Source organism: Pseudomonas sp. KH_017, from assembly GCF_057840285.1.
On the sequence record NZ_CM174509.1, the window covers coordinates 115,610 to 136,626 of the forward strand.

At 60.9% G+C, this 21,017-nt stretch carries 8 protein-coding genes; 2 read left to right on the forward strand and 6 right to left on the reverse strand.

Annotated elements, in window-relative coordinates:
* Window positions 1-18: 18 nt before the first annotated feature.
* The 4 genes from AC3IT6_RS00585 to AC3IT6_RS00600 all read right to left on the reverse strand — a co-directional run bounded on the left by AC3IT6_RS00585 (window position 19) and on the right by AC3IT6_RS00600 (window position 6,586).
* A complete protein-coding gene (locus AC3IT6_RS00585) occupies window positions 19-3,429 on the reverse strand; it encodes an amino acid adenylation domain-containing protein (RefSeq protein ID WP_489353950.1) in 3,411 nt (1,136 codons plus the stop codon).
* 13 nt (window positions 3,430-3,442) lie between these two features.
* Complete coding sequence (locus AC3IT6_RS00590) at window positions 3,443-4,372, reverse strand: diiron oxygenase (protein ID WP_489353951.1); 930 nt, start codon at window positions 4,370-4,372, stop codon at window positions 3,443-3,445.
* Complete coding sequence (locus tag AC3IT6_RS00595; RefSeq protein WP_489353952.1) at window positions 4,369-5,145, reverse strand: DUF3050 domain-containing protein; 777 nt, start codon at window positions 5,143-5,145, stop codon at window positions 4,369-4,371. Before AC3IT6_RS00595 ends, AC3IT6_RS00590 begins: the two co-directional genes overlap by 4 nt.
* Window positions 5,146-5,875: 730 nt before the next feature.
* Complete coding sequence (locus AC3IT6_RS00600) at window positions 5,876-6,586, reverse strand: GntR family transcriptional regulator (protein ID WP_223444289.1); 711 nt, start codon at window positions 6,584-6,586, stop codon at window positions 5,876-5,878.
* Between the two features lie 195 nt (window positions 6,587-6,781).
* On the opposite strand from AC3IT6_RS00600, the gene lapG reads away from it, so the two are divergent.
* Together lapG and lapD are read left to right on the forward strand one after the other, a co-directional pair.
* The gene (gene lapG / locus AC3IT6_RS00605) at window positions 6,782-7,474 is read left to right on the forward strand and encodes a cysteine protease LapG (RefSeq protein ID WP_223444288.1); all 693 of its coding nucleotides are present in this window, start codon (window positions 6,782-6,784) and stop codon (window positions 7,472-7,474) included.
* A gap of 14 nt (window positions 7,475-7,488) precedes the next feature.
* Window positions 7,489-9,435: a cyclic di-GMP receptor LapD gene (gene lapD / locus AC3IT6_RS00610; RefSeq protein WP_489353953.1), complete on the forward strand. Its 1,947-nt coding sequence runs from the start codon at window positions 7,489-7,491 to the stop codon at window positions 9,433-9,435.
* A gap of 82 nt (window positions 9,436-9,517) precedes the next feature.
* Here lapD and AC3IT6_RS00615 read toward each other — a convergent pair whose 3' ends face one another.
* A complete protein-coding gene (locus AC3IT6_RS00615) occupies window positions 9,518-9,856 on the reverse strand; it encodes a tryptophan synthase subunit beta (protein ID WP_223444286.1) in 339 nt (112 codons plus the stop codon).
* Window positions 9,857-10,002: 146 nt separating this feature from the next.
* Complete coding sequence (locus AC3IT6_RS00620) at window positions 10,003-20,811, reverse strand: retention module-containing protein (RefSeq protein ID WP_489353954.1); 10,809 nt, start codon at window positions 20,809-20,811, stop codon at window positions 10,003-10,005.
* Window positions 20,812-21,017: the final 206 nt, after the last annotated feature.

Genomic DNA, 21,017 nt, shown 5'->3' on the forward strand with positions numbered 1-21,017 from the left:
TTGCTCCATTGGGTTGAGTCAGATGAAATTGATTTCTTTGAGGTAGTCGCAGCCGCGACGCAGCAGCGCCGGGGACTTTTGCGGGTAGTGCGCGCCCATTAGCCGAACACCGGCCTGGGCGTTGTCGTGACCGATCATCGAGATATCGCCGATGTCCTCCTCGAAGCCATTGAGGTAGAACCCCAGCACGCCGAACAACGCGTTGTTGTTGTCGACCCGACCCAGTTGCTGCTGCCAGTCGGCAACGCTGACCATCGCGAATTCGCGCCCTGCTTCGCGGAAAGACGCCACGTAGTTGTCCCAGCTCAGGGGTTCAGGGTTGTGCAGGTTGAATACGGATTGTTCCGGTTGATAACGACTGGCGTGGAAGGCGATGAATCGGGCGAGGAAGTCCACCGGCATCAAGTCGAAGTTCAAGGCGAACTCCGGCACCTGGCCAAGCTGGATCGAGCCCTTGAGCATGAGCATCAGGCGATTCTTGTGCGGCTGGCACACGCCCGTGAGGCTGTTGAAGCTGATGTTGCCGGGGCGGTAGAGATTGACCCGCACCCCAAGCTCCCGCGCCCGTTCGAGGATGCGCTCGCCGACCCATTTGGACAGGTTGTAGCCGTTCTTGATGTAGATTGGTGGCGTCGGTGCGGCCGGCAACTCAAGCACTCGGCCATCGGCGGATATCGTGCTGGAGGCCGAGAGTGTCGAGACGAAGTTGAAGATTTTTTTGCTGCGTCCTTCGCACAAGCGCAAGCACTCGAAAATCGGCTCGACGTTGTCCCGGGCGAGCGACTCGTAATCGAGGACGTGATTGACGTTGGCCGCGTTGTGCACCAGAGCGCCAAACTCCTGATCCAGTCGCTGGTAAACCTCCGCCGCCAAACCGAGTTCCGGCCGCGTGATGTCTGCTGCGTAAACCCGCACCCGGCTTATATCCAGATGCGCGAGACGGTTCTCCTGCAACGCCTGGGCAAAGCGCTCGTCCGCCGATTGCCCATTGCCGTCGCGGACCAGGCAGGCGACTTCGCTGGCACCCCAGGCCAGCAACGCCTCGACGATGTGTACACCGACAAAGCTGTTGGCACCGGTGACGATTACCTTGTGCACATCGCCCATGCGGCTGACGGGCAGCGGCTGAACATCCAGTTCGCGGAAGGCATCGCGCATGGCCTGTTCGCTCAGCACTTCTTCGCTGCCGGAGCCGCGTACCAGTGTCGCCAGTTTCTCTAGGGTGGGCAGCTCGATGAAACGGTTGATCGAAATGCTGCGCCCAAACTCCTCGCGCATTCGCAGGAGCATGCGCGACAGCAGGATCGAGTGCCCGCCCAGATTGAAGAAGCTTTCGTCGGTGGATATGTCGCTCGCCGGCAGCTCCAGCAACTCGGCCCAGATCTCCAGCAGCAGGGCCTCATCGGCGCTGGCGGGCAGGCGTCGTGGAGGGTGCTCGGTGACGTTGAGCGGCAGCTCCAGAAGCGCTTTGCGGTCGACCTTGCCATTACTGGCGTAGGGCATATCTGCCAGCTCGGTCCATGCAAGGGGGTGCATGTAGTCCGGCAGGTGCTGTGTCGCGTGAGCCTTCAACGCTTGGCGAGCGCTGCCGGGAAGGTCTTCCCGGGGTTGGGCAAGAAAAGCCAGAATCCGCCGCTGGCTATCGATGACCACGGCAACCTGGCGGTATAACTGACTGTCGCGCAGGCAGCGCTCAATCTCTTCAGGCTCGACCCGGAAGCCGCGAATCTTCACCTGATTATCACGCCGACCGCACAGCTCTATCCCTTCAGCCGTCCACTTCGCCATGTCCCCGGTGCGATAGACGCGCAGGGTCCAGCCATCGGGCAAGTTCAAGTGCAGATAGCGCTCAGCGGTTTGCTGCGGGTTGTTCAGGTAACCCAGGCACACACCGGGGCCGGCGATGTACAACTCGCCGACCGTCTGTTCGACCACCGGTTGAAAGTCGTCATCGAGAATCAACACCTGGCTGTTGGCGATTGGAGCGCCCAGCGAGCGGTTGTTGTCGCCTGCCTGGAGTTTGCGCGCGGTAATCAGCACCGTGGCTTCGGTGGGCCCGTAGAGGTTGTAGAGCTTGCCCTGACGGCTCAGTTGCTCGATGACCCACGGCTCGCAGACATCGCCGCCGGTCATTACATGATCCAGGCACTGCAATTGCTCCAGCGGCAGAATGCTCAACAAGGCCGGCGGCAAAAAGGCGTGGCTCAGTTGCCGATGACGAATCAGTTCCACCAGTTGCAGCGGATCGCGGCGTTGGTCATCGCCGGGCACGATCAGTTCCGCGCCCTGCAACAGGGTGGGGAAGATGTCGATCACCGACGAGTCGAAACCCAACGAAGAAAACTGCAACACCCGGCTCTGGCTGGTCAGCTGCACATAGTCGGCGTACCAGTGGGTGAAGTGCGCGAGGTTGGCCTGGCTGAGCAACACGCCCTTCGGATGGCCGGTGGTGCCCGAGGTGTAGAGGGCCATGCAGGGCGCATCGAGGTCGGGGCGTTGGCGCATCAAAGGTTGAGAGAGGTCTGCTTCATGGGCATCGATATTGCTGACGTCCAGCCCTGGCATCTCGTTCGCCAGGGGATGCTCGCCGTCATGCAGAAACAACACCGCGCCGGCATTCGACAGGATGTACTGCTGACGTTGCAACGGATGGCTCGGCTCCAGCGGCAAGCACACCGCGCCGCTGCCCAGGATCGCCAGGATTCCAGCATACAGCGCACTGCATTTGGGCAGGCAGATCCCGATGACGACCGGGCCTTGATGCTGATCCAGCAGCGGTCGCAGACGTTGCTCGATGGCGCGGCTGTGGGCGTGCAACTGGCGATAGTCGAGGGTGTTGCCAGCGATGCTCAAGGCCGGATGATCGGCGCTCTGGATGCATTGCTGTTCCAGCCTTTCGATCATCGGCGTTAGCGCGAGTTGTTGCAGTCGTGGGTCAGCGGTGGCATTGAGTCGATGCACGAACGCGAGGCTGTCCAGGAATCGCAGGCTCTCGATGCGCTCGAAGCGAACAGGTACGGCGGGTTCGGCGAGCCGCAAATAGTCGGCATCGCGCGAGTAGCGACTGACCAGCAGCGCCACGTGGTCAACCAGTGCCGTCATGGTCTGCATACGCAACGCCTGGCCGTTACCCGACGGTTCATCGGCAATGGGTACACGGCTCAGCAGCGTTGAACCATGGCAGCACAACACGTCCAGCGATGGCAGGCCGGACGCCTGCGGCAGGCCAAGGCCCAACTGCAATGTCAGTCGTGGCGCCTGACAGCTGAACTGAAGCGACGTGCCATCGTCGATCAGTAGATCCGCAGGCCCCGGCATTTCGTCGAGTGGGGATATCCGCGTCAATGAGTGACCGTGTTGTTCGAGTTCCAATGCCAGGTCGGTCAGGGCCTGGCTTTGTCCGCTGAGCAAGATGTCGAGACGTCTCATGATGGGCTCCTCGTCAAACCAGGTAGTCGCTGAGGGCGGTTTGTACGCACGGCGAATCGAGCAGCGAGCTGCTGTGGAAAAACCGCACAATGTTGGCCACCAGCGGGTGATGGCGATTGATCGGGAAGGCCAGTCCCGACATTTCGTTCTTGAGGGCGTGGCGCGCCGCGTCGTTGATCTGCAGTGCATCGATCAAGCGGAAGTCGAAGGATTTCTGGATGTCGTTGGTCAGGTAATGAGCAATGAACACCGGCAGGATCTGCGCGATGCACTGGCGATCTTCTGCACTTGCGGCATGCCAGTAGATGCGTACCAGCCGCGCCCAAAAACCGGAATGGCGCCCCTCGTCCAGCAAGTGATCGGCCATCAGGCCCTTGATCGATTGCTTGACCGTATCGTCCTTGGCGAACGCGGCGACATCACCGGTCACCGTGTTTTCGGCGATGGCCACGCAGATCAGTTCTACGGCGCTACGCAGGTGCTCCGGTGCGAGCGTCACGGCCGCCGGTATCGCCCGGCTCAGCTCGATCTCATCCGGCAACTCAATGGGGGTGATGCCGGTCATGGCGATGGTCTGTTGCATGAAATCCATCGCCACCAGCGCGTGGTAATCCTCGTCCACCACGACAGTCATGGCGTCGTAGCGGCAGGCGAACGGGAACTCGACCGCGAAGCGATTCTTGGCGATGCTGCGGGCGGTTTTGTCGACGATCTCGGTTTCGAAGATCACCACATCGTTGATGAACTTGTAGAGCGTCTGCACCAGGGCGAAGTCGCGCTGTTCCGGGCATGCGTGCAGAAAGGTTTCGCTCAGCACCAGCGGTTGGCGGCTCAAGGGGTAGATCAGCTTGCCGTCGTTCTCCAGCATGCGGCGCGGGCGGGTGCGGATGGTCGCGCGGCTCTCCCAGGCGTCGGCGAAGGATTGGTAGTCGGCGGCGTTCATGCGCTCACCTCCACGACGGATTCGTTCATGCTCAGGCGCAACCCGTCCCACAGGGCAATACGACTTTCCACGGCAGCGATAGCGCTGGCATACACATCTTCCTGCCGTTGCGGGTCGCTATCGACCAGTCGCGACAGGAGCCTTTGCGCTGCCGGGCCGTGGTCCTCGGAATCGACCTCAATGTGCCGTTCGAGGTAGTACCGGAAAGTCGGCGCCTGCTCGATGCCGATGCCCCAATCGTCGAGGATGCGCTGGAACATCTGCGGGATAACGCTCTCGCGACCGTGCAGAAACGCCGCCGCCACACTGTGCCCCGGCGCATGGAGTGCTGTGTGCAACGTATGGCGGACGAAATTGGCGGCCGCCGGATCGACCTTGACGCTCTGCAAGGCCACGTCGTAGCTCACGCCTTCTTGCTGCAGGGCCACGAAGTGTTCGATGGCAACGGTGCAGGCGCCGACCTCGCGCATTGCATCCAGGTACAACTCGAAGTGGCTGTAATGGCCCTGGACCGGGCGATCATCCGACTCCTCACCCAGTACGATCTCGTTGATCAACCGCGCGGCCTGGGGATCCTGCGGCGGCAGCCAGGGCAGTCGCACGCAGGTCAGTTCCTGTTGCAGGCGCTTGGTCAGCGACATGAAGTCCCATACGGCAAACACGTGGGTTTCCATGAAGCGTCGCAGGATCGGCAGCGAATGTATTTCAGAGAAGATCGGGTGTTCGCTAAGTTCGGATTTTTTTTGAATCAGACGTTCTTTAGTTGGTTTCATGGATGAGCCTGTAAATGATCTGAGGTGAGAACTGATCAAGCACTGAAGTTCGCTGAAAGTTTTCTCCTGGCGAACGGGTGCCTCAAACTAATTGATCTTTTTCAGTACCGTGGATGCCAGGTGGCTTAGGCGTTGTGGCCGTATGTGGCTGACGGCGAAGAAAAGCTAATACACATATAAAGTGTTGATCAAGTTGTTTCGGTATTATTTTAATATTCAACTTTTTTGAAGATGACAAGTTTCAATAAAACTTTTTATATTGGTTTTATTTTGGCGTAGTTACTCCTTCCGGCTTATATAAGTCAGAATTGAATAAAGAGTGAATGCCTCACTCGAAGTAACTTTTTACGGGCGTCGTTGAGGGTGTCTGAGGGGGTGGAAGCGGGTCGCGCGTAATGCCGATCCTTCCGTTCCCGTGATGAGGCTCCTTCCTTCGCTTCTGGGGGCAGGGACCGCTCCATTTGCACGGAGCGTCACCCGTTATTTGTCCTGGTTATCCAGAGTGGGCGTAAATCGAGGTGGCCGCCATTACTGAGGCATCACGCAAACGTTGCAATGGTCGGGTTTTAAGGCGGCGGGGCGTTGGGGCGCGGCATGGCGCCGCAAAGGTGGTGTGGCATGGGGCGGGGGGATTTGTAATCAAATTATTCGCGGAGCATTTTTTGGGGGGGGGGAAGCGCGGCAAGCGAGGTGAACCCTTCGATAGGTTCCCCGGGCTTGCCGCCGCGGGCTACTTCGACCTGTTCCTGGCCTGGACTTCAGGGCTGTTGAGGTAGCGCGTAATGACCTCGACCCCTCGGTTCAGGTGATGTTCAAGCAGCTTCACGGAGCGTTCGACGTCCCGCTCTTCGGCGGCCCGCAACAGTGCCCGGTGGTCGTCCTGGGACAGTTTGCCCAGGCCCATGGCTTCCAGGTTGAAACGCAGGAACCGCTCTTCTTCGATCAGACCGTCTTCGACCAGATCCAACAGCCGGCGATTGGGCGCCCGGCTGTAAAGCGCCATGTGGAACAGGCGATTGAGCCGGCCGATTTCGGTGTAGTCGCTTTGCGTTTCGAGTTCGTCGATGTAACGGGCAGCCTGTTCGAGATCTTCGTCCCGGAGCAGTGGCACCGAGAGACGCAGGGCTTCGGATTCCAGCAGGATGCGCAGCGCATAGGTTTCCACGGCGTCGCCCTGGACCAGCGGCGCGACCACGGCGCCCTTATGGGCAATCACGTTGAGTAACGATTGTGCTTCGAGCTGGCGCAAGGCCTCGCGTACGGGCATGCGGCTGACGCCGAACAGGTCGGCGAGGTCTTGCTGGCGCAGGGCCGCACCGCAAGGAATGCGCCCGTCGAGTATGGCCGCGCGCAGGGTTTCTTCGATCACCGAGCGTGCCATATGAGCGGGAATCGGCCCGTTGACCTTGATACTGCTGAGAGGGTTGGGCTTTTGTGTCACTAAACGCACCCTGATTGATGGAATTTTTTGGATCCAAGTGACCCTAGTGACTGACTGACGGCTTGTCAAACAGGCTCACGAGTGCCTTTCTTGCAGTTTAGCGCGCCGCCAGTGATCTCACTGTGCCATTGTCTTTTCCCGGTCTAACCTTCACCATTCAAACGACTCCCTCCTGCCTATCCAGGATGCCTCGCATTGGCGGCAAGTTTAACGATTCCCCGGATTTTACGCTGGCTGTGCAGCGCATTGCTGCTGGCTGGCGTGATGCTGGGCAGCTTGAGCGCCGATTGGGATTTTTCCCTGATCAGCCGACGGGCGCAGGCATTGTATGGACCTTTGGGAGAAGGTCAGCAGCGCATTAATGATTGGCAATACTTGCTGGCCAGTCAGAAGCAGCTCGGCGAATTGGAACAACTCAATGTGGTCAATCGCTTCTTCAACAAACAGCTGCGATACGTCGAAGACATCGACCTGTGGCATGAAGTCGACTACTGGGAAACCCCGATCGAAGCCCTCTGGAAAGGCGCTGGCGACTGTGAAGACTACGCTATTGCCAAGTACTTCAGCCTGCGTCACCTCGGTGTAGCCAGTGAAAAGCTGCGTATCACCTATGTCAAGGCACTGACCCAGAACCGCGCGCATATGGTGCTGACCTACTACTCGAGTCCGGAAGTCGAGCCCCTGGTGCTCGACAGCCTGATTGATGCAATCAAGCCGGCCAGCCAACGAACGGATTTGCTGCCGGTCTACTCTTTCAATGCAGAAGGGTTGTGGTTGCCGGGTGCCAAGGGCAACAAAAAGGTCGGTGATACCAAACGCCTTTCGCGTTGGCAGGATGTGTTGAAGAAAATGCAGGCCGAAGGATTCCCGGTCCAGACGAATAACTAGGAGCACACGCTCAGATGTCTTTGTTCAAACAGCTGTTGATTGCTATCTGTCTGTTCCTGGTGGTCGCCTTCACCGGTAGTTTCATGGTCAGTCTGGAGAGCTCGCGCACTCAGTACGTCAACCAGTTGCGCTCCCATGCCCAGGACGCCGCGACGGCGCTGGCGCTTTCCCTGACACCGAACATCGACGACCCGGCGATGGTCGAGTTGCTGGTCAGCTCGATTTTCGACAGCGGTTACTACGCGAGCATCCGCGTGGTCGATCTGAAGACCGACCAGACCCTGGTCGAGCGCACAGGCATTCCGGCGGTCAACAACGTTCCGGACTGGTTCGTCAAACTGATCGGCCTGGAACCCGCCGGTGGTGATGCGATCGTCAGCCGCGGCTGGGAGCAGGCAGCCCGGGTCGAGGTGGTCAGCCACCCGATGTTCGCGCTGGCCAAGTTGTGGCAAAGCGCTTTGGGCAGCCTGGGCTGGTTGCTGCTTTGTGGCGCGGTCAGTGCAGTACTCGGCGCACTGTTACTGCGTCAGCAATTGCGACCGCTGGATTACATGGTCAAGCAATCCCACGCCATCGCCCGCCGGGAATTTCTCAGCCTGCCGGAACTGCCGCGCACCCCCGAACTTCGTCGGGTAGTGCAGGCCATGAACCAGATGGTCGAGAAGCTCAAGGCGCTGTTCCAGGAGCAGGCCGAACGCAGTGAAAAACTACGAGTCGAGTCCTATCAGGACTCGTTGACCGGGTTGGCCAACCGGCGTTATTTCGAGATGCAACTGAATGCGCGGGTGAGCAACCCGGAGCAGGCCAGCTCCGGTTACCTGCTGCTGTTGCGGGTCAAGGATCTGGCCGGTCTCAATCAGCGTCTCGGCGGCCAGCGTACCGATGAAGTGCTCAAAGCCGTCGGTGAGCAACTGTCTCGTGAATGCGCCAAATACCCGGAAACCCAGAACCTGGTCACCCGTATCCGCGGTGGCGAATTTGCCGTACTGGCACCGGGGCTGGTGCGGGCAGAAGCACTGCAATTGGCGCAGAACCTCGACAGTGCCTTGGCCAGTCTTCACGCTACCGGCGCCACCGATGTGGCTGCCGTGGCATCTATCGGCCTGGCGCCTTTTGCTCACGGCGATTCACCGCAAACCGTGCTCAGCCTGGGCGATCAGGCGCTGGCTCAGGCCGAAGGCCAGGGCGAGCAGAACTGGGCCTGTATCGAACACAGCCTTGCGGCCAGTGTCGGTGACGATCACCACGCCTGGCATCGGATGCTCGACCAGGCGCTGACACAGCGGCGTTTCGAGCTGTATTTCCAACCGGTAGTCGCCGCCCAGGACACGCAACTGGTACTGCATTACAAAGTGCTGTCGCGACTGCTCGACGAGCACGGTCAGACCATCCCCGCCGGGCGTTTTCTGCCTTGGCTGGAGCGCTTCGACTGGACCGCGCGTCTGGATCGGCTGATGCTCGAACGGGTGTTGGAGCAAATGAGCGGGCATGAGGCGTCGCTGGCACTGAATCTGTCGTCGGCTACTCTGGCCGACCCGCAGGCGCAAAACAAAATCTTCGAGATACTGCGCGCGCATTCCAACCTCGGCCCGCGTCTGACCCTGGAGATTGGCGAAGAGCAACTGCCTGACCAGGCGGTGCTGGAGCAACTGACCCGGCGCCTGCGCGAGCTCGGGTTCTCCCTGAGCCTGCAACGTTTTGGTGGCCGCTTCAGCATGATCGGCAACCTGGCACGGCTGGGGCTGGCGTACCTGAAGATCGATGGCAGCTATATTCGGGCCATTGACCTGGAGAGTGATAAACGCCTGTTCATCGAGGCGATCCAGCGAGCGGCGCACAGCATCGATTTGCCGCTGATTGCCGAGCGGGTCGAGACGGAAGGCGAGTTGTCGGTGATTCGCGAGATGGGGCTATACGGTGTGCAAGGTCAGTTGTTCGGCGAGCCCAAGCCCTGGAAGTAACTCTTTAGAGCTGGGTTGTCAGTGATGCCGTCATCGCGGGGTTGTCCGCGATGAGGTTGAAACAGTCACTGAAGATCAAGGATCAGATCAACCCGCTTTCATCCTCATCGATCAACTGGCTCAACCCACCCAACGCCTCACGCGCCTGGGTCCGGTCCATCAGTTTGGCCTGGGCCGCCATCGGCAGGTCGGTGACGCGTATCACGCCTTTCTGAGTCAGCACCTGAATCAAGTCATCGAGTACCCGGATCATTTCCAGGTCACTTTGCTTGAGCTGTTTGAGGCTGTTCTCCACCGCCGCGTTGGCAAACCAGGCCTGGATTTCATGATTGTCGGCCGCCAGCGTTTCCGTGGCATCGGCGTAGGCGGCGGGTTCCACGCGTACCAACAGGCCCTGCGCATCGCGTTGCACGTAAAACATTGAGCACCCCTCGGATTTGAGCCAGCGTCGTGCTGTCAGCAGCATAGGTCAACTGCACGCCAGTATGTGGCGCGGTGACGAAATCGTCACCGGGCAGTGGACGCAAACGTGACGGCCGCCCCATAAGGAGCGGTCGTTTTCGTGCATCAGTTGTTGTTGTGATCGACTTTGATGGTCGGGTCGCTACCGGCAATCAGGTTGTGCAGGTTGGCGCTCGACCAGTTGTTGCCTTCCAGCTTGATCGTCACGTCCGGCGTGGCGGCTGCGGCGTTGCCCGAATTGAACTGACCGGCCGAGCTGACCTGCAGCGACGACACACCATCGACCGTGGTGATCTTCAGGAAGTTGTCGATGGTGCTGCCGGTTTCGCCCTGCAACAGATCACGCAGGTCGATCCGGTCGCCTTCGCTGGCCTTGAAGTCCTTGATCACGTCGTTGCCGGTGTCGCCCGATTTCCAGACGAAGGTATCACCACCGGAACCGCCGATCAGGGTGTCGGTGCCAGTACCGCCGAGCAGGATGTCATTGCCCTTGCCACCGTCGAGGGTGTCGTTACCGCCTGAGCCGAACAGGATGTCATTGCCTGCACCGCCCAGCAGGGTGTCGTTGCCGTCATGGGCACCGGACACATCGAACGCGGTGTAATGCTCGGTGATGTACTGGTGCACGTTGCTGGTGGTGACTTTGCTGACGTCCACGCCGGATTGCTGCGCCACGAAGGCTTGCATCGCCTGATAACCCTCGCCGGCAATGTCGTTGAAGCTCACCAGGTCGCCGAACAGGAGGTCGTTGCCGTCGCCACCGCTGACCGTGTCGTTGCCCGGCATCGTCGCCTCGGTGTGGCCAATGATCGAGTTGGCCAGATCCTTCGGGTCGATGTTGGTTTGTGGCGATTGATCCGAGTCGTACGGCTTCAGGTCGTTGAGGCTCACTCCGCTGTTGAGGCCAATGGCCTCGACATTCGACAGGTTGCTCAACAGTGTAAAGCTGCTGGTGGAGTTGCTGGTGGTGTCCCCGTCGGTGCTGTTGCCGTCGCCGTCACGACCCGAGAACTCGTAGGTGCCGTCACCCTGGGCATGCAGATAGCCGAAGTCCTTGGATGACCAGCTACTTCCATTTCCGTTTCCGTTGCCGTTGCCATTGCCGTTGTTGCCATTGCTGCTCTTGGTCCAGACCGTCACTTGGCCCGAGGCGGTAATGTCGATCTGGTGCGTGCTGTCGGGGAACAGGCTGATCGCGTTACCCAGCTGATAGTTGCTGGTGGTGATCAGGCTATCGAGTGTTGTGCTGCCATACAGGGTCGGGTTGGTCGACTCGCCGCTCTGGTAGTAAGTCGGCTTGCCGTCGGTAATGAAATACGTGAGGTTCTTCGCCCCGGTGTTGGCCACGGCGTCCGCACTCTGGAACCAGTTGGCCGTGGTTTTGAACACGTCCTCGTAGTTGGTGCCGCCGCCGGACGACATCGAGTCCAGAATCGCCTTCAACTGAGTCAGCGCATTCGGGTCATTGAGGTTCACCGACACCGACTTGTTGACCTGGGTGTCGAAGTCCACCAGGAAGATGTTCACCGTCCCCGAGTTGCTGCCCAGGCTTTGCTTGAGGGTGTTGAACACCGACGTCAGCGAGTCCTTGGCCGAGTTGATCGACGAGGAACTCATACTGCCGGAGCTGTCGACCATGAACGCGATGTTGTAGTTGGTGCCCGGTACCACGGTCAGGCCGCCGATGTCGGCGACGATGATGTCATTGCCATCGGTGCCGGTGACGGTGTCATTGGCTGCGGTGGCAGTGACGGCGTTGTAGACCGCCGGGTACACGGTCACGGGAATCTGCGAAGTGCTGCTGGCCGAACCGCCCAGGGCCTCGGTGGAGGTCGAGGTCACGGTCAGGTTGAACTGGCCGTTGTAGTACGGTGGTGGAGTGACGGTCAGAGAGCCGAGGCTCCAGCCCGTCACGTTGGCCTCGCCATTGGACGCGGTGACCGTGAAGGTATGTCCCGCGCCGTCGGTGAGCGCCGAGCCGACCGGCATGCCGCTGATCTTCAAGCTCAGGCTTTCCGAGCCGTCGGTGTCGGTCAGCGCGGTGGTGATGGCGGACAATTTCACACTGGTGCCTTCGGCACCGGTATTGAGTTTGTAACCGTCGTAGTAGCCTTCGCCATGGGTGCCGTGCAAGTCGGACAGGGTCACACCGGCATTCACCAGATCCGACACGCCGGTGTAAATCGGTACGCCGGCACTGCTCAGGTCGATCGGCGTGCTGCCGTTGACCGACAGGTTGACGTCATAGTTGCCCGGGCCGCTCTGGTTGTGGTGGTAGATGTCCAGGGTGTAGTAGCCGCTGGTGGTCGGGGTGAACGAACCATTGAGGTTGCCGCCCGCGCCCCATGTGGTCGAGGCCACATTCTTGCCACCAATGGTCACCAACAGGCTGTCATCGCCGGTACCGCTGAAGGTGTAGGTCTTGCCGGCTTCGAGGTAGATCAGGCCGGAGGTTTTCGATGCCGTACCGGCGGTCACGCCACCGTCGGACTGCACGTTGGTCACGGTGCTTTTGGAGTTCGCTGTGCCAGCGGCGTCGATCACGTTTTTCAGCGTGATCGAGTCCGCGCCGTTGCCGCTGGTGCCCAGACCCGAGAGACCGGTCCAGACTTCCTTGATCAACCCGGTGGACCTCACGCTGTTGTCGGCAACACTCAGGGTCGGCGCATCCGCCACTGGGGTGATGTCGATCTTGATCGTGCCGGTGTTGCCCAGCACCTGGCCGTCGGTTGGCTGGAACTGGAGTTGCGCGTAGTCAGCCATTTGGTCGCCAATGCCGGGGCCGTATCCGTCCACGCCCGATTCGTTGGCATCCGGCATGAAGCGCAGTTTGCCAGCGTCGATATCAGCCTTGCTGAAGGTCTGGTCGGTGGCGACATCTTTCCAGGTCGAACCGTCCAGGTACTGCAGTTTGCCCTCGCCCGGTAGCTGGGTGATTTTCACGCCTTGGCTGGTGGCCGGACTGTCGACGTCGCTGACGCCGAAGGTCGACCAACCGAGGATCAGCGGCGTGTCTTCGGTGCCGGTGACGTTGACCGGTGCTGCGACCGGCGCGTCATTGACCGCCACCACGTTGACCGTGGTGGTCGCAGTGTTGGAGTAGTTGCTGCCATCGGTCACCGTCACGGTGATGATCCGCGGCACGGTGCCCGGATCTTCACTGCTGTTGGTGAAGGTGATGTTCTTGATCTGCTGCATGTAGTCGGCCAGCGTCGCGTTGCCCGACAGTGTCAGCGTGATGGAACCGTCCTGGCTGTTGGCATTGATCGTGATGCCATTGACGCTATTGCCCAGGTTCAGCGCATCGCCCGGCTGACGGTTGGTCAGCACGATCGTTGCGCCGGTCAGCAGGGTGCTGTCCGGGTCGGTGATGCTCAGGTCGGTATCGCCGATCGACACGCCAGGACCGGCAGTGTTTTCGGTGAACGTCACCTGGTAATCGGCCCCGGACGCGCCGCTTGAGTTGTTGGCGTCGAGGTCCAGCACTGGCGGTGCATCGTTGTCGATGATCGACGTGCTGACGCTGCCGTTGGACGAGCTGATCGCCAGGTTCTCGAAGTTGCCGCCGATGGCCGAGTCGATCTTGACCACGAAGTTTTCGGTGCCTTCGGTGATCTTGTCATCGATGGTCGAAATGTCGAACGGCACGCTGCTGGCATTCGCCGGGATCTTGACCGTCGTCACACCGGTGAAGTCCACACCATTGGCTGCGGTGCCGGAGTACGTCAGGGTTACGGTCACTTCACCGTGAGCCGGGTTGGTCAGCGTGAGGGTGTAATGCGCTGGCTGCCCCTCGACGACAGATGTATCACCCGAGATGCTGATGGTGGTGACGTCACCGGTGTTGGCCGGCGTATTCGGCGTGCCCGAACCTGCTTCGTCGGTGACGGCGGTGGTGAACTGGTCCTTGCCCAGGGTCAGCTTCTCGAAATTGCCAGCGCCGCTGACCGATTCCAGTTTGTTGACGATGAACGGCTGGCCGCCGGTGTAGACGTCATCCTTGGCGATGATGGTGGCGGAACCGGTCGCGGTGTTGGCCGCGACGGTGATCTTGGTGCCGTCGGAGAGGGTGAACTCCAACGGGCCGTGGTTATTGATCGGCAGGCCGGCCGCGTTGGTCAGGGTCACGGTGTAGGTGACCTGGCCGCCTTCAGCCACGGTGGATTTGTCTGCGGTCAAAGTGGCAATGACTTCGCTGGCGGTGTCGGTGATGGCCACGTTGGCCGCGGTGCCGTCGATCACCAGGTTTTCGAAGGCCTTGCCGTCGACGCTGGCCGAATCGACGGTCAGGCTCAGGTTGCTTGGGTCTTTGTAGACGTCGTCGCCCTGCACCGGCGCGGTGTAGATGGCCGACAGCTTGCCGGCTTCGATGGTGACGGTGCCGCCATTGCTCAGGGTGACCTTGAGGTCGTGATCGAGCTTCTGGTCGACCTTGACGGTGAAGGTAGGGGCGAGATTTTCCTGCACGCCGCCATTGCCTTCGATGCTCACCGTGACCGTGTCGCCCTGGCCCGATGGCTCATCGGTGACAGTGGTGGTGAACTGGTCCTTGCTCAGGGTCAATTTCTCGAAATTGTCAGCGCCGCTGACCGATTCCAGTTTGTTGACGATCGGTGCCTGGCCACCGGTGAACACGTCGTCGGCAGCGGCGATGGTCGCCGTGCCGGTCGCGGTATTGGCCGCGACGGTGATCTTGGTGCCGTCGGAGAGGGTGAACTCCAACGGGCCGTGGTTATTGATCGGCAGGCCGGCCGCGTTGGTCAGGGTCACGGTGTAAGTCACCGAGCCGCCTTCGGCCACGGTGGATTTGTCCGCGGTCAGGGTCGCGATGACTTCGCTGACGGTGTCGGTGATGGCCACGTTGGCCGCGGTGCCGTCGATCACCAGGTTTTCGAAGGCCTTGCCGTCAACCGTCGCATCGCTGACACCCACCGTCAGGGTCTGGCCGTCCTTGTAGACGTCGTCACCTTGCACCGGTGCGGTGTAGATGGCCGACAGCTTGCCGGCTTCGATGGTGACGGTGCCGCCATTGCTCAGGGTGACCTTGAGGTCGTGATCGAGCTTCTGGTCGACCTTGACGGTGAAGGTCGGGGCGAGGTTTTCCTGCACGCCGCCATTGCCTTCGATGCTGACGGTGACCTTGTCGGCCTGACCTGATGGCTCATCGGTGACAGTGGTGGTGAGTTGGTCCTTGCCCAGGGTCAATTTCTCGAAATTGTCAGCGCCGCTGACCGATTCCAGCTTGTTGACGATGGACGGCTGGCCACCGGTGAACACGTCGTCGGCAGCGGCGATGGTCGCCGTGCCGGTCGCGGTATTGGCCGGGACGGTGATCTTGGTGCCATCGGAGAGGGTGAACTCCAACGGACCATGGTTATTGATCGGCAGACCGGCCGCGTTGGTCAGGGTCACGGTGTAAGTCACCGAACCGCCTTCGGCCACGGTGGACTTGTCCGCGGTCAGGGTCGCGATGACTTCGCTGACGGTGTCGGTGATGGCCACGTTGGCCGCGGTGCCGTCGATCACCAGGTTTTCGAAGGCCTTGCCGTCGACGCTGGCGTCGGTGACACCCACCGTCAGGGTCTGGCCGTCCTTGTAGACGTCGTCGCCCTGCACCGGCGCGGTGTAGATGGCCGACAATTTGCCGGCTTCGATGGTGACGGTGCCGCCATTGCTCAGGGTGACCTTGAGGTCGTGATCGAGCTTCTGGTCGACCTTGACGGTGAAGGTCGGCGCAAGGCTTTCCTGCACGCCGCCATTGCCTTCAATGCTGACGGTGACCTTGTCGCCCTGGTTGTCGGTTGGGGTGCCCGTACCCGGCTCGTCGGTGACGCTGGTTTCGACTGCGGTCTGGCTCAGGGATAGTTTTTCGAAGTTGTCCGCGCCGGTAACCGATTCCAGTTTATTGACGATCGGTGCCTGGCCGCCGGTGAACACGTCGTCGGCAGCGGCGATGGTCGCCGTGCCAGTCGCGGTGTTGGCCGCGACGGTGATCTTGGTGCCGTCGGAGAGGGTGAACTCCAACGGACCGTGGTTATTGATCGGCAGACCCGCCGCGTTGGTCAGGGTCACGGTGTAAGTCACCGAGCCGCCTTCGGCCACGGTGGATTTGTCCGCGGTCAGGGTCGCGATGACTTCGCTGACGGTGTCGGTGATGGCCACGTTGGCCGCGGTGCCGTCGATCACCAGGTTTTCGAAGGCCTTGCCGTCGACGCTGGCGTCGGTGACACCCACCGTCAGGGTCTGGCCGTCCTTGTAGACGTCGTCGCCCTGCACCGGCGCGGTGTAGATGGCCGACAATTTGCCGGCTTCAATGGTGACGGTGCCGCCGTTGCTCAGGGTGACCTTGAGGTCGTGGTCGAGTTTCTGGTCAACCTTGACGGTGAAGGTCGGCGCAAGGTTTTCCTGCACGCCGCCATTGCCTTCGATGCTGACGGTGACCTGGTCGCCCTGGTTGTCGCTCGGGGTGCCCGAACCGGGTTCGTCGGTGACGGTGGTTTCGACGTTGGTCTGACCCAGGGTCAGTTTTTCGAAGTTGTCCGCACCAGTAACCGATTCCAGCTTGTTGACGATGGACGGCTGGCCACCGGTGAACACGTCATCGGCAGCGGTGATGGTTGCCGTGCCGGTCGCGGTATTGGCCGGGACGGTGATCTTGGTGCCATCGGAGAGGGTGAACTCCAATGGACCGTGGTTATTGATCGGCAGACCGGCTGCGTTGCTCAGGGTCACGGTGTAAGTCAGCGAACCGCCTTCAGCCACGGTGGATTTGTCCACGGTCAGGGTCGCGATCACTTCGCTGACGGTGTCGTTGATAGCAACCGACGCAGGACCGCCAATGACCAGATTCTCAAACGTCTTACCGGCAACGCTGGCATCAGCGATACCCAGCGAGGCGCTACCGCCATCCTTGTAGACGTCATCACCTTGCGCCGGCAATGCATAGCCAACTTGAGTTGCGCCTGCCGCGATGACCACAGTTTGGCCGTTGCTGAGTGTCACCGTCAGGTCGTGATCCAGCTTCTGGTCGAGTTTGATGGTGAAAGTCGGTGCCTGGTCTTCCAGCACCGGACCAGCGCTTTCGATGGTAACGGTGACCTTGTCGATCACATCGGAAATCGTGGTGACTGCTGGAGCGTTGTTGAGCACCAGACTTTCGAAGTTGCCGCCGGTGGTACCGGTGATGGTGGTGCTGACGGTGCTGCCGTTGACATAAACGTCGTTGGCCGCAGTCGGCACGTTGACAGTGCCGCTGGTCTGACCCGCTTCGATGGTGATGACCGAGCCGTTGCTCAAGGTCACGGTCATCGGTGTGCCGGCCGGATTGCTCAGGGTGGCGGTGTAGGTGATCTGGCCGCCTTCGGTGATGTTGCCGGTGGCCGTCAGGGTCAGCCCGGTGGTGTCCACGGAATCGGTGATGGTGGTCACGGCCGGCGTGGTGTTCGGCACCAGGTTTTCGAAGTTGCCGCCGGTGGTGCCGGTGATGGTGGTGCTGATGGTGCTGCCGTTGACATAGACGTCATTGGCCGGAGTCTCGACCACGACGTTGCCGCTGGTCTGACCCGCTTCGATGGTGATGACCGAGCCGTTGCTCAAGGTCACGGTCATCGGTGTGCCGGCCGGATTGTTCAGGGTGGCGGTGTAGGTGATCTGGCCGCCTTCGGTGATGTTGCCGGTGGCCGTCAGGGTCAGCCCGGTGGTGTCTACGGAATCAGTGATGGTGGTCACGGCCGGCGTGGTGTTGGGCACCAGGTTTTCGAAGTTGCCGCCGGTGGTACCGGTGATGGTGGTGCTGACGGTGCTGCCGTTGTTGTAAACATCGTTGGCCGCAGTCGGCACGTTGACAGTGCCGCTGGTCTGACCCGCTTCGATGGTGATGACCGAGCCGTTGCTCAAGGTCACGGTCATCGGTGTGCCGGCCGGGTTGCTCAGGGTCGCGGTGTAGGTGATCTGGCCGCCTTCGGTGATGTTGCCGGTGGCCGTCAGGGTCAGCCCGGTGGTGTCCACGGAATCAGTGATGGTGGTCACGGCCGGCGTGGTGTTCGGCACCAGGTTTTCGAAGTTGCCGCCGGTGGTGCCGGTGATGGTGGTGCTGACGGTGCTGCCATTCACGTAAACGTCGTTGGCCGCAGTTGGCACATTCACGCTGCCGCTGGTCTGGCCCGCTTCAATGGTGATGACCGAGCCATTGCTCAAGGTCACGGTCATCGGCGTGCCGGCCGGGTTGCTCAGGGTCGCGGTGTAGGTGATCTGGCCGCCTTCGGTGATGTTGCCGGTGGCCGTCAGGGTCAGGCCGGTGTTGTCCACGGAGTCGGTGATGGTGGTCACGGCCGGGGTGGTGTTGGGCACCAGGTTTTCGAAGTTGCCGCCGGTGGTGCCGGTAATGGTGGTGCTGACGGTGCTGCCATTCACATAAACGTCGTTGGCCGCAGTTGGCACATTCACGCTGCCGCTGGTCTGACCCGCTTCGATGGTGATGACCGAGCCATTGCTCAAGGTCACGGTCATCGGTGTGCCGGCCGGGTTGGTCAGGGTCGCGGTGTAGGTGATCTGGCCGCCTTCGGTGATGTTGCCGGTGGCCGTCAGGGTCAGCCCGGTGGTGTCCACGGAGTCGGTGATGGTGGTCACGGCCGGGGTGGTGTTGGGCACCAGGTTTTCGAAGTTGCCGCCGGTGGTACCGGTGATGGTGGTGCTGACGGTGCTGCCGTTGTTGTAAACGTCGTTGGCCGCAGTCGGCACGTTAACGGTGCCGCTGGTCTGGCCGGCGGCAATGGTAATGGTCGAGCCGTTGGACAGAGTGACGGTTACTGGTGTCTGCGCCGGATTGGTCAGGGTCGCGGTGTAGGTGATCTGGCCGCCTTCGGTGATGTTGCCGGTGGCCGTCAGGGTCAGCCCGGTGGTGTCCACGGAGTCGGTGATGGTGGTCACGGCCGGGGTGGTGTTGGGCACCAGGTTTTCGAAGTTGCCGCCGGTGGTACCGGTGATGGTGGTGCTGACGGTGCTGCCGTTGTTGTAAACATCGTTGGCCGCAGTCGGCACGTTCACGCTGCCGCTGGTCTGGCCCGCGTCGATGGTAATGGTCGAACCGTTGGACAGAGTGACGGTTACTGGTGTCTGCGCCGGATTGGTCAGGGTCGCGGTGTAGGTGATCTGGCCGCCTTCGGTGATGGTGCCGGTGGCGGAGAGGGTCAGGCCGGTGTTGTCCACGGAGTCGGTGATGGTGGTCACGGCCGACGTGGTGTTGGGCACCAGGTTTTCGAAATTTCCGCCGGTGGTACCGGTGATGGTGGTGCTGACGGTGCTGCCGTTGTTGTAAACATCGTTGGCCGCAGTCGGCACGTTGACAGTGCCGCTGGTCTGACCCGCTTCGATGGTAATGACCGAGCCATTGCTCAAGGTCACGGTCATCGGTGTGCCGGCCGGATTGCTCAGGGTGGCGGTGTAGGTGATCTGGCCGCCTTCGGTGATGTTGCCGGTGGCCGTCAGGGTCAGCCCGGTGGTGTCCACGGAATCGGTGATGGTGGTCACGGCCGGCGTGGTGTTCGGCACCAGGTTTTCGAAGTTGCCGCCGGTGGTGCCGGTGATGGTGGTGCTGACGGTGCTGCCGTTGTTGTAAACATCGTTGGCCGCAGTCGGCACGTTGACAGTGCCGCTGGTCTGACCCGCTTCGATGGTAATGGCCGAGCCATTGCTCAAGGTCACGGTCATCGGTGTGCCGGCCGGATTGCTCAGGGTGGCGGTGTAGGTGATCTGGCCGCCTTCGGTGATGTTGCCGGTGGCCGTCAGGGTCAGCCCGGTGGTGTCCACGGAATCGGTGATGGTGGTCACGGCCGGGGTGGTGTTGGGCACCAGGTTTTCGAAGTTGCCGCCGGTGGTGCCGGTGATGGTGGTGCTGACGGTGCTGCCGTTGTTGTAAACGTCGTTGGCCGCAGTCGGCACGTTGACGGTGCCGCTGGTCTGGCCCGCGGCAATGGTAATGGTCGAACCGTTGGACAGAGTGACGGTTACTGGTGTCTGCGCCGGATTGGTCAGGGTCGCGGTGTAGGTGATCTGGCCGCCTTCGGTGACGGTATTGCCGGCCGTCAGGGTGACCGTGGTGGTGTCGACGGTATCGGTGACCTGGGTCACGGCCGGGGTAGTCGGCGGCGTCACAGTGATGCCGCTGCCGCCACTGGTGCCGGTGACAGTTACTTCGATCTGGGTCGCGTCGTTATAAACAGTGTCGTTCGCAGCCAGTGGCACGTTGACGGTGCCGGTGGTCGAGCCCGCGGGAATCACGATCACAGCGCCGTTGGACAACGTGACAGTCAGGTCGCTGAGCGGTGCCTGGGTCAGGGTCGCGGTGTACACCAGCACGCCACCGGCTTCGGTGATGATTGGCGTGGCGCTGAGGCTCAGGGTCGAGTCACGCAGGGCGGTGGTGTTGGTGGTCTGGCCGCCGGTGGTGTCCTGAGTGGTTTGCGCAGCAGAGTTGATGCCCGCAGTCGGGAAGCCAATTGTTGGATCGACGCGGCCAGCGGTGGCGTCGAGCACCACGAAGCTGTGACCGCCACCGACGGCACCAGCAGAACCTGCCGCCGTCGGCCCCGCAGCGGTGGCTTCAAGGTCTTTGGTCGGGTCGGCACCGGCGACAATGGCTTGTTGCAGCTCTTCTACCGACGGCGCGGCTTGCGCAGTAGCGGCTGCCAGATCAGTGCTGGAGTCCGGGGCGTCAGCGCTCCACTGGGTGTCACGGCCCAGATCGAGGGTGCGGCCATCGGCGAGTTCCAAGGACACGGCACCGGAAAGGCCAGTGTCGATTTGGTCGCCGGCAAACAGTTTGTCGCCTTCAACGAGAACACGGCGGACGCCCTCTGGGGACACCACGAAAACCTGACCGACAATGCTTTTGACGATGGCAACAACACTGCTCATTGAAGACTCTCCGGGGTGTCACGTTCAGTTGACTTCCATAGATCTGATGGCGCCTGCGCCGACCAGTCTGGACGTACATTGCAAAATAGGTGCACAAGTTTGACGCAAAAATCCGTCAATAATTTGGCTAGAGTTTTTCGCTATTAACTTTATGCCAAACTATTGACCTTCTGCAGATCATCCTAAACAATCGTCCCTGTAATGTC